The sequence below is a fragment of the Novosphingobium sp. genome (assembly GCF_027489515.1).
In the GTDB taxonomy this organism is placed as follows: Bacteria; Pseudomonadota; Alphaproteobacteria; order Sphingomonadales; family Sphingomonadaceae; genus Novosphingobium.
This window is the reverse complement of record NZ_JAIXZS010000083.1, coordinates 195,385-207,439: the sequence shown is the minus strand read 5'-3', so window position 1 is coordinate 207,439 and position 12,055 is coordinate 195,385. Positions and strand designations below refer to the sequence as shown.

General features: G+C 66.9%; 8 protein-coding genes. 2 read left to right on the top strand and 6 right to left on the bottom strand.

Annotated elements, in window-relative coordinates; all coding sequences use genetic code 11:
• Window positions 1-5: 5 nt before the first annotated feature.
• From Q0082_RS14890 to Q0082_RS14880, 3 genes are read right to left on the bottom strand one after another with little or no spacing between them, the layout of a single operon-like run.
• Window positions 6-2,054, bottom strand: a complete 2,049-nt coding sequence (locus Q0082_RS14890) for a hydantoinase/oxoprolinase family protein (RefSeq protein ID WP_298194088.1) — start codon at window positions 2,052-2,054, stop codon at window positions 6-8.
• A gap of 3 nt (window positions 2,055-2,057) precedes the next feature.
• Window positions 2,058-2,975 carry a hydroxymethylglutaryl-CoA lyase gene (locus Q0082_RS14885; protein ID WP_298194087.1) on the bottom strand — a complete coding sequence of 306 codons (918 nt, stop codon included), beginning with the start codon at window positions 2,973-2,975 and terminating at the stop codon, window positions 2,058-2,060.
• Window positions 2,976-3,653 carry a GntR family transcriptional regulator gene (locus Q0082_RS14880; RefSeq protein WP_298194085.1) on the bottom strand — a complete coding sequence of 226 codons (678 nt, stop codon included), beginning with the start codon at window positions 3,651-3,653 and terminating at the stop codon, window positions 2,976-2,978. It lies immediately after the preceding gene.
• Window positions 3,654-3,804: 151 nt separating this feature from the next.
• On the opposite strand from Q0082_RS14880, the gene Q0082_RS14875 reads away from it, so the two are divergent.
• Window positions 3,805-6,336, top strand: coding sequence for a TonB-dependent receptor (locus Q0082_RS14875; protein WP_298194083.1), 2,532 nt, complete (start codon window positions 3,805-3,807; stop codon window positions 6,334-6,336).
• Window positions 6,337-6,403: 67 nt separating this feature from the next.
• On the opposite strand, the gene Q0082_RS14870 is transcribed toward Q0082_RS14875, so the two are convergent.
• Together Q0082_RS14870 and Q0082_RS14865 are read right to left on the bottom strand one after the other, a co-directional pair.
• Window positions 6,404-7,009: a GNAT family N-acetyltransferase gene (locus Q0082_RS14870; RefSeq protein ID WP_298194081.1), complete on the bottom strand. Its 606-nt coding sequence runs from the start codon at window positions 7,007-7,009 to the stop codon at window positions 6,404-6,406.
• Between the two features lie 50 nt (window positions 7,010-7,059).
• Window positions 7,060-7,836 (bottom strand): thioredoxin family protein, encoded by a 777-nt coding sequence (locus tag Q0082_RS14865; protein WP_298194080.1) that lies wholly within the window; start codon window positions 7,834-7,836, stop codon window positions 7,060-7,062.
• 148 nt (window positions 7,837-7,984) lie between these two features.
• Between Q0082_RS14865 and Q0082_RS14860 the strand changes: the two genes are divergently transcribed.
• The gene (locus Q0082_RS14860; protein ID WP_298194078.1) at window positions 7,985-9,988 is read left to right on the top strand and encodes a TonB-dependent receptor; all 2,004 of its coding nucleotides are present in this window, start codon (window positions 7,985-7,987) and stop codon (window positions 9,986-9,988) included.
• Here the strand turns inward: Q0082_RS14860 and Q0082_RS14855 are convergent.
• A complete protein-coding gene (locus Q0082_RS14855; protein WP_298194077.1) occupies window positions 9,985-12,045 on the bottom strand; it encodes a tetratricopeptide repeat-containing sulfotransferase family protein in 2,061 nt (686 codons plus the stop codon). The two genes, Q0082_RS14860 and Q0082_RS14855, sit on opposite strands and share 4 nt — an antisense overlap.
• Window positions 12,046-12,055: the final 10 nt, after the last annotated feature.

Sequence of the window (12,055 nt, the reverse complement as noted above, 5' to 3'; positions counted from 1 at the left end):
CGTCCTCAGGCCAGATTGATCAGGATGTTGCCGACAGCATCGACCGTGCCGACGCAGCCGCTCTCGATAAGGGTCGTGGAGTCCATCTCGCAGACGATGGCCGGCCCGGGGATCACATCCCCGGCACGCAGCTTGGCACGGTCATAGATCACCGCCGCCTGCTCGCGTCCATCCATCCACAGCGTGTGGTCGCGCATCTTCGCCGCCGCCGAATTGCCGTCGCCCTTGGGAAGTTCAGCCGCCGGCAGATCGAGAGCGCGGCCGAGCGCCACGGCGCGCAAGTTCACGATCTCGTGCGGGGTATCCATGTTGAAGGTGAAAAGCCGTTTATGCTCAGCATCGAAGCGCGCGAGGATCCCGGCGATGCCGTCCGCTTCGAGGACTTCGGCTGAAATCGTCAGCGGCACTTCGAATGCCTGCCCGGCATAACGCACGTCGACTTCAAACTCGGTGGTGATCTCGTCTTCCGGCACGCCATCGGAAAGCAGCTCGCCGCGCGTCTGCGCCGCCATTTCGGCGAGGATCGCGATCAGCTCGCTCGCCTCGGTCTGCGTGGCAAGCCGCGAGAAGCTGCGCGCCGTCTCGGTCCGCATCCGTGTCGTCGCATCGCCCAGCGCGCAGAGCACACCCGGCGAGACGGGCGAAACCGCAGGCCATGCGCCCAGCAGGCGGGCAATCGCGTTCACATGAAGCGGCCCCGCGCCACCGAAACCCATCAGCGCGAAGTGGCGCGGATCGTAGCCCTGCTGCACCGAGATCATCCGCAGTGCGCCGAACATGTTCTCGTTGACGATGTCGATGATCCCGCGCGCCGCCGCCATAAGGTCGATCCCCAGCGCATCGGCGATGGTCTGCACCGCCTTGGTCGAAGCCTCGCGGTCGAGGCGGAAGGTGCCGCCCAGCAGATTCTCCGGCAGGTAGCCCAGGACGACGTTGGCGTCCGTCACCGTCGGCAGCTCACCGCCCTTGCCATAAGCCGCAGGCCCCGGCACCGCGCCTGCCGACTGCGGACCGACACGAAGGGCCTTGGTCAGCTCCGGCACATAAGCGATCGAACCGCCGCCAGCGCCCACCGTCTTGACGTCGAGTGCCGAGGCGCGCACCGAAAGGTGGCCCACTTCGGTCGTGCGCTGGCGGCGCGGCTCAAGGTTCTCGATCAGCGCGACGTCCGTCGAGGTGCCGCCGACGTCGAGCGTCAGGATATTGCGGATGCCCGCATTGCGCCCCACCCAGATCGCGCCCGTCACGCCGCCCGCCGGGCCGGACATCAGGATATTGACCGGGTGCTCCTCGGCCTTCTGGGCGGACATGAGGCCGCCGTCCGAACGCAGCAGCGAGAGCTTGCCGGTCATCCCTTCCGCGGCAAGGCGGTCGCGCAGGTTCGAGACATAGCGGCCCACGACCGGACGCACCGCCGCATTGGCCACGGTCGTCAGCGTACGTTCGTATTCCTGCATTTCCGGCAGGACCTGATGGCTCAGCGAAACCGGCACGCCGGGGAGGATCTCGGCTGCCAGTTCGCCAACCCGCGCCTCGTGCGCGCCGTTCACGTAAGCGTTGATCAGGCTCACCGTCACCGCCTCGACGCCCTGCGCCTTCAGGACGTCAAGCTGCGTGCGGATATCGGCCTCGTCGAGCGGACGCACTTCGCCTCCCTCGGCGTCGATGCGGCCCTTGACGGTCACGGTATCCTCAAGCGCGGCAAGCGGGGTCGGCTTGGGCCAGATGATCCAGCCCGCAAGCCCGCCCGGCACAAAGCTGCGCGCGATCTGGAGGATATGGCGGTAGCCCTCTGTCGTCACGAGGCCGACGCGCGAACCCTTGCCTTCCAGCACCGCGTTAGTCGCGACGGTGGTTCCGTGGAGGAAATAGTCGATATCGCCGGTCGTGATCCCGGCCTTGGCGCAGATCGCGGTCACGCCATTGAGGATGCCCTCGGAGCTGTCATGCGGGGTCGACGGCGTCTTGTGCCGCCAGAACGCGCCGTTCGACGTGTTGAACAGCAACAGATCGGTAAACGTGCCGCCAACGTCGACACCCAGACGGTAACCCATACCTTATCCCTCTTGAAGCTGTTTCGGAAATGCCGGTGCTTTGGCCACCATGCCCGGCAGAGTGCGCTCCATCACCTCGGCCAACCAGTGGTTGGCGCTGATGAGCGCGGTAAGATCGAGCCCGGTGCGCACACCGGCGCGCTCGAGCATGTAGACGACATCCTCGGTCGAAACGTTGCCTGCCGCGCCCGGCGCGAAAGGGCACCCGCCGAGCCCGCCAATCGACGCGTCGATCGTGCGCGCCCCGGCTTCAACCGCCGCCCAGACATTGGCGAGGCCGGTGCCGCGCGTGTTGTGGAAGTGGACGCGCACAGGGATCGGCGCAACAAGTTCGCGCACTGCCGTCACCAGACGCGAAACATGCGCCGGGTTGGCAACTCCGATGGTGTCCGCCAGCGCAATCTCGACCGGCGCTGCCGCGGCGAGCTTTTCAGCCATCGCCAGCACGCGCGCCTCGGGCACTTCGCCCTCGAACGGGCAGCCGAACGCGGCAGCAATCGTGACCTGGCCCAGCTTGCCGTTCGCGCGCGCCGCATGGATGATCCCGGTCGCGGCCTCGATCGATCCGTCGGACGTCTGGCCCTGGTTGGCCATCGCGAAGGTATCGGTGCTCACCGAAACCGCACCCAGCTGGTCGATCCGCCCCGTGGCAATCGCCCGGTCTGCTCCGCGCGCATTCATCACGAGTCCGATGTAGGTGACGTCCCCGCGGATCGGCAGCCCGGCGCAGACCGCCTCGGCATCCGCCATTTGCGGCACCGCGCGCGGGTTCACGAAGCTTGCCACCTCGATACGGCGCACACCTGCGGCCAGCGCCCGGTCGATGAGCGCGAGCTTGTCCGCAGTGCTCACCATGGCCTTCTCGTTCTGGAGCCCGTCGCGGGGGCTCACTTCGACCATTTCGATTGAATTTGTATACATTTACTCGGCCGCTTCCTGTTGGTCACTGGCATCGAGATGCGCCCGGTGCGCGTCGGCATAGGCATGATAGGCACGCAGGATATGGCTGGTCATAACCGCTTCCGCCCAAGCCCCGTCACGCCGTGCGAACGCGGCCGTCAGCTCCTCATGCTCGGCATGCGAGCGGCGCAGTTCCTCACGCGAATAATGCCGCGCGGTACGCAACACGACCGGCTGCTCGATCAGCGTGCACAAAAGGGCAGTCAAACGCCGCGAGCCCGCCACTTCGAGGATGATCGCGTGGAACTCGCGATTGCCTTCAAGGAACCCGGCGACGTCGGGAACCGGCTGCTGGATCGCCGCTGAAAGCGCCCGATTCGCTGCGCGAATTCGGGCAAGCGCAGCATCGGTCATCCGCTCCGCCGCACGGCGTGCCGCGCGCGCCTCCAGCATCGAACGAAGTTCAAAGGAATCCGCGACATCGCCCAGAGACCAGTCCGCCACGAACGTGCGCTGCGTGTCAGTGCGCCCGACCAGCATGTCGGCCTCGAGGCGGCGCAACGCCTCGCGCACCGGAGTCCGCGAAACACCGCACATTTCAGCGAGCGCTTCCTCACCCAGCTGCGCGCCGGCAGGGAGCTCTCCTGAAAGAATCATGTTCCGGATCGCGCTGTAGGCACGATCAGAGGCGCGCGACATCGAAGCTCCCGCAATTTTAGGCAACCAATCGGCTTGACCGATGGCATTTGTATACAATATCTGTTGCCCCTATCAAGCCGTGAATGCCATGAGGGCAGGATCACAACGCGGCAGCCGAAAACGGCACCAACGATAACAGGGAGTACCACCGATGCGCATCTCGCAGTGGCTGAGCACCGCCAGCCTCATTTCGGCTTCCGCCTGCAGCATGGCTTTCGCCGCCACCCCTGCCCTCGCGCAGAGCGAGCCGCAGGCCCAGGCAGCTCCCGCTGAAGAAGGTGCGATCATCGTCACCGCACGCCGCCAGAACGAACGGCTGCAGGACGTTCCGGCCTCGGTCTCGGTGCTTACGGCGGCCACCCTCGTCAACACCGGTTCGACCCGCGCGGCGGACTTCACCAACCTTACTCCCGGCGTCACGATCGTGACCGGCACCGCCGAGGCGGGCGATACCCAGATCAACATTCGCGGCATCAACGGTGCGCGCGACGCGGAAAGCTCGGTCGCCCTCGTCGTCGACGGCATCCTCAAGACCAACACTGCGCAGCTCAACCAGCGCCAGGGCACGCTTTCGCAGGTCGAACTGCTCAAGGGTCCGCAGGGCGCGATCTACGGCCGCAACGCGGCTGCCGGCGCCATCGTGCTGCAGACGATCAAGCCGACCGACACGCTCACCGGCGCCGTGCGCGCCTCCTACGCAGAGCAGAACACCTTCGACGGCGCCGCGCACATCGCCGGCCCGCTGGGCGAGAACGCCGGCTTCGTGCTCGCCGGCACCTATTACAAGACCGACGGCTTCTGGCGCAACGAGCGCGATGGCAGCAAGACCATTGCCGACAAGGAAGACTGGTCCGTCGATGGCCGCGTGATGATCGGCAAGGGCACCGACACCCAGATCGACCTCAAGGCGCGCTATGCCCAGTTCCGCGGCGCCTCACTGCCGTTCAACGCCTCGTTCCACCTGCCCAACTTCGCCGCCGTGAACCCCGCGTTCTACGAGAACGTCAACAAGCACGAATTCCGCTTCTATCCGAACATTCGCGCCACTAACGATCAGAACAGCTTCGATTTCTCGGCCAAGCTCGACAAGCAGCTGGCGGACGGTCTCAAACTCGTCGGCTGGGCGCTCTACTCGAATGTCGATCAGGACCTCGTCGCCGATGGCACCTCGGCGGACTTCGCGCGCTATATCAATGCGGTGAACCCGGCAGCCAAGCCTGCGGTTGACGCGTGCTTTGCCAGCACCGCTGCCAACACCGGCTTCCCGGTCAACCAGCCCGGCTTCATCGGCCAGATCCCGGTTCCCTTCATCTTCGCGCCCGCCAACGGCTCGACCTTCGGCCCCTACAGCCCGACGACCTGCGACGGCACCCAGTACCAGGTCCGCACCCAGAAGGACTTCTCGACCGAGTGGCGCCTGATCGGCGAGCCGGGCGGCCCGATCAACTGGCAGGTCGGCATCTACTATCTGCACATCGATCGCTCGACCGGCGTCAGTCTCGGTGCAGACACCGGCAAGGGCGTGATCAAGCAGCTCTACAACGCGCCGGACAGTGCCAACCCGACCTCGCTGCTGCTGGCCGACAAGTTCAAGACCAACGTCTACGCCGCGTTCGGCAGCCTTGAATACAAGCCCTCGGAGAAGTTCGAGGCCGGCGTCGCGCTGCGCTACGATATCGAGCGCCGCAAGTCCTCGAGCCTTGTTCCGACCGCGACCGATCCGTTCACCGGCGGTCCGATCAATCCGGGTCAGGCTTTCGGTCCGATCACCGACAAGGCGGCGACCTTCAAGCAGTTCGAACCCAAGGTGACGCTCAGCTACAAGCCGATCCCCGAGCTCAACCTCTATGCCAACTGGGGCATCGGGTTCAAATCAGGCGGCTTCAACAACCAGGGCTCGGCCGCGGTCGTCAACGCCAACTTCAAGCAGTTCATCAACGCCAACGTGAACATCAACGACCAGTACGGCAAGGAATGGTCGAGCGCGTGGGAAGCGGGCCTCAAGGGCAACCTGCTCGATGGCAAGCTGACTTTCGATCTGGCGGGTTACTACACCCAGGTCCACGGGATGCAGTTCTTCGAGTTCTTCGTCGGCAGCTTCGGCCTGCTGCGCGTCGTCTCGAATATCGACAAGGTCGACCTGAAGGGCGTCGAGCTCAACGTTGCGGTCAAGCCCGTGCGCGGGGTCAAGCTGTTCGGCTCGGTCAACTACACCGACAGCGAGATCAAGCGGAACTCGGCGCGCCCGAACACGATCGGCAACAAGTCGCCCTATACCGCAGACTACACGATCAACCTTGGCGGCGAGATCGAGCAGCCGATCAGCGGCGACCTGCGCTTCCTCGCCCGCGCCGACTACCGCGTGACCGGCCCGACCTGGTTCTCGACCGTGCAGAACCAGACCGCGCCGACGCTGTTCTCCGGCCTCCTGCCGATCTCGGCGCTGCAGCTCCCCGCGTTCGTCGGCGATGCCAAGTATGACGTGGCCCGCCGCGATACCTTCGGCGTGCTCAACCTGCGCGCCGCGCTGCAGACCGATCGCTACAGCATCGCGGTCTTCGCCAACAACGTAACCGACAAGAAGTACCTCGCCGAAGTGATCCCCGCGATCGAGTTCGGCGGCTCGTTCATCTCGCCCGGCGCGCGCCGCATGATCGGCGTGGAGCTCGGCGCGAAGTTCTGATCCCGGGCACTCCAACGCTCGAAAGAAAAGGGCCCATGTTGCAAGCGCGGCATGGGCCCTTTTTCTGTCAGGTGCTGCCGGGCGAAGGCCACACAAAGCGCTGGTAGAGCCGTCCACCCATCTCGACATCGCCATCATGGCGCACCCCGAACTTGAGCGCGACCGAGCGCGAGGCCACGTTGTCCGGGTGGATCACCGACATGATCGCCGGGTGATCAAGATGCGCCTGCGCATAAGTCCACACGGCGCGTGCGGCTTCCGAGGCATAGCCCTGCCCCCAGTTTTCGCGCGCAAAGGTATAGCCCAGTTCGGGCATCGTCTCGAACGTGGTTCCTTCGGGTACGTGCGTCCGGAAGAACCACATGCGCCGCAGCTGTCCCTCAGGCGGGTTCAGTTCGATGACCCCATCGCTCAGGCCTGATCTGCCGAGGCGTTTGCCGTCGCTCTTGCGCGTCACCATGAGCGGACCAAGGCCTGAAATGGCATAGCTGTTGAGAACATCGGCCAGCCACTGCTCGGTCTCGGCCGGTGTACGAGCATTGCCGGTGCCAAGGTAGCGCGCGACGTCCGGATCGGCGTGGACCGCGATCATGAAATCGAGGTCGCCTTGATCCATCCGCCGCAGCAGGAGGCGCTCGGTCTCGATATGGTCGGTTCCGGGAAGCAGGGTCATCGCAAGGCGAATAGCCGGAACCCCGGCCTACCCGCAAGGCGGTGCGCGTATCAGTGCGGCGCATCGCTCCCCGCGCTCAGCACCGCGCCGCCGCGGCCATCCTGCAGGAACACCGCACTGCGCAGGCCCCCTGCAGGGGGCGCATAGGAAAACTGGACTGCCGCGCCGCTCCACGTGCCAAGCCTCGTAAGCTCGCGCACCAGGTTCTTGTGCGGCAAGGTCCGGCCACCGTTCTCCCCGGCCCTGATCGGCACTTCGATCGTGCGCGGATCATAGCGCACCAGCCACACTTCGGCCGGGCGCGCAGGCGCGGCGCCCTTGCCGATCGTCACGCTGCCTGCGCCCACGCTCGGCACCGGCGCCGTGGAGCGTGCTGATGCGATGGCGGCCTCCACCCCGCGCGGATTGGCACCGACAACGCTCTGCGAACCGTTGATCCAGAACTGCGGTGTGGCTACTTCATGGCTCGCCGAACGCGCCGCGAAATCGCGCTGGCGCTGGGTGTAAGCCGGGCTGGCGAACGTGTCCTTCCAGCCAAGGTAGTCCCAGTAGGTCACCTCGAAGGCGAGCGGGATCACATTGGCACGCCCGGCAATGCTGTTGAGATAGGCCTCGGCTGGCGGGCAGCTCGAGCAGCCCTCGCTCTGATAGAGCTCGACGAGCACCGGCGCGGCAGGTGCGGACGTCGCCGGCGCGCGCTGAGCGGTCGGTGCATTGGCCATGGCATTCTGCGTGAGGGCGTGGCCGACCAGCAAGGCCGAGCCAGCGAGGCCAAGCGGCAGGCCGATCGCAGCAAGGCGGCGCGCGAAGGAAGAGAAGCGGGACATGGGATAGCCTTGAATTGGTCGGGGATGTGTCACCCGGTTCGGCGCAGCACGTTCGCTGGTTACACCACGTGACTCCGCACGCACTTGACAGCCGGGCCTGCCGAGGCAACGGCCCGGGGCAATCCTTCTCAACGAAAGCGACCGCTTCGTGCCTGCTGCCCTGCGCCCTGCTGCCCTGATTTCCCTCCTCGCTGGCATTGCCCTGCCCTCGCTCGCCCTGGCCGATGAGGCTGGGCCGGACCAGATCGTGGTCACCGGGCGCGGGCTCGACGCCGCGCCGGCGGCGGTAGCCTACGATGTGCAGGAGATCGACGCCGACCGCCTCGCGGTTGCTGCTTCCGGGCGCCTTGAAGACGCGCTATCGGCGGCGGCCGGCTTCCAGCAATTCCGCCGATCCGACAGCCGCGCCTCGAACCCTTCCGCGCAAGGCATCACCCTGCGCGCGCTGGGCGGCAATGCGACAAGCCGCACCCTGCTGCTCCTCGACGGCGTACCAATGGCCGATCCGTTCTTCGGCTATGTCCCGCTCTCCGCGCTTGCGCCGGAGCGGCTTGCCGTGGCCCGCGTCACGCGCGGCGGCGGCTCGGGCGCGTTCGGCGCGGGCGCAGTGGCTGGCACGATCGACCTGACAAGCGCCGGCCCCGATCAGCTCGGGCTGTTCAATGGACGCGCGCTGGTCGATGATCGCGGCGAGACCGAGCTGTCCGCAACGCTCGCGCCGCGGCTCGGCGCAGGCTACCTCGTCGCCTCGGGCCGGTGGGACCGCGGCCGCGGCTTCTGGACGACGCCGCAAGACCAGCGCGTCCCCGCCAGCGTGCGCGCGCGGTATGAAAGCTGGTCGACGAGCCTGCGCGCTGTCGCGCCGCTGACAAGCGAGATCGAACTTCAGGCCCGCGTGGCCGCGTTCAACGATGCCCGCACCTTGCGCTTTGCGGGCGCGGATACCGCTGCCAGCGGACAGGACGCCAGCCTGCGCCTCGTGGGCCGCGGAGCGTGGCAGTTCGATGCACTGGCCTATGTGCAGAGCCGCGATTTCAACAACGTGGTGATCAGTGCTCGCACCTTCCTACCCACGCTCGACCAGCGCGCGACGCCCTCCACCGGGATCGGCGGCAAGTTCGAGTTGCGCCCGCCGGTCGGCAAGGCGCACGTCCTGCGCGTGGGGGCCGACTGGCGCTTTGCCGAAGGGCATACGCATGAAGACGTCTACACAGCCGGCCGGATCAGCGGCACGCGCCGCGCGGGCGGCAGCAACCGCGATCTCGGCCTGTTCATCGAGGATGACTGGACCGTCGGCCCGTTGATCCTCACTGCAGGTGCCCGCGCGGATCGCTGGTCGGTGCGGGACGGCACGCTCGAACAGGTGCTCGGCGGCGTGCCGTCCGCCACGCGGTATCCGGATCGCTCGGGCTGGAACGGCAGCTTCCGCGGCGGCGCAGTGGCAAAGCTCGGCGGCGGCCTTGCGCTGCGCGGCTCGGCCTACACCGGCCTGCGCCAGCCCACGCTCAACGAACTCTATCGCAGCTTCACCGTGTTCCCCGTGGTGACGCGCGCCAACGCCGCACTCGAGAACGAGAAGCTGCGCGGCTTCGAGGGCGGGCTTGACTGGCGCCCCGCGGCAGGCCTCACGTTCTCGGCCACGGCCTTCGACAACAAGGTGCGCGGCGCCATCGCCAATGTCACCATCGCGCCCAATCTGCGCCAGCGCCAGAATGTCGGCGCAGTCCACGCCAAGGGCATCGAGCTTGGCGCAGAGGCCAAGCTGGGCACCTTCTCGCTTAGCGGCTCGTTCGCCTATACCGACGCCAAGGTGGAGGCCGCCGGCACCGCGCTTGACGGCAAGCGCCCGGCGCAGACCCCCCGCTATGCCGCAAGCGCAACGGCCGCATGGCGGCCTTCACCGCGCACCACCCTCGCGCTGACCTTGCGCCACACCGGCGCCCAGTTCGAGGACGATCTGGAAACCGATGTCCTGCCTGCCGCAACCACGCTTGATGCCTATGCCGAAGCGCCGCTTGCCGGTCCGTTCAGCCTCGTGCTGCGCGGGGAAAACCTGTTTGACGAGACCGTGGTCACGCGCAATTCGGGCGGCTCGATCGATCTCGGCACCCCGCGCACGCTCTGGGCCGGGGTGCGCGTGGCCTTCCGCTAAGGCAGCAGCGCCGCCGGCACTTCGGGATAGCACGTCGCCACGTCACCGAGCGCCGCTTCGAGCGGGCCAAGCCATGGCGCGAACGCCTTCCAGTGCTCGACGGCGTCGGTATAGATCGGCCGCCGAACCTGCTCCGAACTCGCTGTGCGCACGGCGCGCGTGTTGCGGTGGAATTCAAGGCAGCCTTCCTCGAACGGCAGGCCAAGGTAGTCGAGCAGGCGCCGCACCTCGGCTTCGGTCTCGGCCACCATGCGCTCGTAGATCACGCGGTGGACCGCCCCCGGCGCCGCCGCATCGTAGTGCGCCATCAGTCGCACGTAATCGCGGTAGTAGCGACCGATCTCGTCCAGATCGTAAGTGAACGTCTGCCCCCGCGCGAAATGCTGCTTCCAGCCCGAAAAGCAGCACGACATCGGATGCCGCCGCGCATCGACAATCTTCGCGTTCGGCAGGATCAGCCGGATCAGGCCAACATGCTGCCAATTGTTGGGCATCTTGTCAGTAAAACGCGGCCGCTCGGTCTTGCGGTGCACTCGCGTGCGCTCGATGTATTCCTCGCCCAGTTTCCGGCGCTCGACCGGCCCCAGCGAACGCACCATCGCCGCGAAATCGGCGAACTCGCCCTCATCCACGCGCGATTGCAGGCGCGCGGCAATCACCATCATTTCCGAAAGCTCCATCGTGCCTTCGATCGCGCTGTGGCTGGATAGGATCTGCTCGACCAGCGTGGAGCCCGAACGCGGCAGGCCGACGATGAAGATCGCATCGGGCGCCGGGCAGCCGCCCTCCCCCATGCCCGTAATGAACGGCGCGGTGAACGTCGCTGCCGCTGCCCCCGCCTCGGCCGAGAGCAGATCGGGATCATAGCGCACGAGCGTGCGGCGCAGGCGATTGCCCTTGTCGTAGTGCTCGAACGAGCGGGCAATATCACCTGCGTCCTCATAAGCCTTGCCGAGCGAGAAATGGAGGTGGAACACGTCCTCGTCGCGCCCTTCCTCGCCCGCCAGCGCCCCGAGCGCCGCCTCCATCCGCGCGATGTCTTCGGCTTCGAGCTTCACGGTCTTGAGATTGGCAAGGCTCCACCACGCCTCACCCAGCGCGGGCTGGCGGTCCACCGCCGCGCGATAGGCCTTGATCGCCTCGCCTTGCTCCCCCAGCGTCTTGAGCACATGCCCCAGGTTCTGCCACAGCAGCGGCTGGTCGGGCTGCTCGGCAAGCAGGCGCTCGTAGATGGCCCGCGCGCGCGCCTGATCGCCGAGCCGCACCAGCACCGAGGATAGCACGAGCTCGGCTGCAGACCCGGCCACGGGGCTCTTTGCCAGCATCTCGGCATGGACAAGCGCATCGGGAAGGCGGTTCACCTGCATCAGCAACCGCACAAGGAAATCGCGCGCCAGATCGAACCCGGGTGCCAGCGCCACCGCGCGCTCGACGAGGCGCAGCGCTTGCGCCATGTCGCCGCGCCGCCAGGCAAGCTCGCCCTGCATGCGCGTTCCAACGGGATCGTCCGGCAGCCGCGCCGCGCGCGCATCCAGCTTTGCCGCCGCTTCGTCCAGATTGCCCCCGTTCATGGCGGTAGCGGCAGCGAGGAGTTCGGGATCGCGTGAGGCGGCGTGGACGGCCGACAGGTCCGCGCGCCAGGCATCTTCCTCGCGCCCCGCCTTGCGCAGCTGCGCGGCGAGCAGCAGCCACCCGCTGGCAACGGTCGGCTGCTGGCGCGTCAGCGCCTCGAGCGCAGTGATCGCTGCCTGATGCTCCGCAGCCTCACTCGCAGCCTGCGCCAGTTCCCACAGCACCATCGGAGGACGACGCGCGCCTCCGCTGATCGTATCCAGCCTTGCTACGGCCTCGCCGGGACGACCGAGACGGCGCAGCGCCTGCCCCGCGACGAACAGGGCGGGCGGCAGGCCCGGCACCTGGCGCAGGGCGGCTTCGGCGGTGTCCAGCGCCGCTGCGGGATCATCCTCGAGCCGCGCCGCTGCAGCATCGAGCGCAGCGCGCAGTCCGGCGCTTGGCATGCCCGAGCGGGCCGGAATGGTCGGATTGGCTGTGGTCATCAAGGGTCCC

Bases quoted from the DNA above. Each gene is read 5' to 3' on its own strand.
- Q0082_RS14890 (WP_298194088.1), bottom strand. From the start codon at position 2,054: ATGGGTTACCGTCTGGGTGTCGACGTTGGCGGCACGTTTACCGATCTG.
- Q0082_RS14885 (WP_298194087.1), bottom strand. From the start codon at position 2,975: ATGTATACAAATTCAATCGAAATGGTCGAAGTGAGCCCCCGCGACGGG.
- Q0082_RS14880 (WP_298194085.1), bottom strand. From the start codon at position 3,653: ATGTCGCGCGCCTCTGATCGTGCCTACAGCGCGATCCGGAACATGATT.
- Q0082_RS14875 (WP_298194083.1), top strand. From the start codon at position 3,805: ATGCGCATCTCGCAGTGGCTGAGCACCGCCAGCCTCATTTCGGCTTCC.
- Q0082_RS14870 (WP_298194081.1), bottom strand. From the start codon at position 7,009: ATGACCCTGCTTCCCGGAACCGACCATATCGAGACCGAGCGCCTCCTG.
- Q0082_RS14865 (WP_298194080.1), bottom strand. From the start codon at position 7,836: ATGTCCCGCTTCTCTTCCTTCGCGCGCCGCCTTGCTGCGATCGGCCTG.
- Q0082_RS14855 (WP_298194077.1), bottom strand. From the start codon at position 12,045: ATGACCACAGCCAATCCGACCATTCCGGCCCGCTCGGGCATGCCAAGC.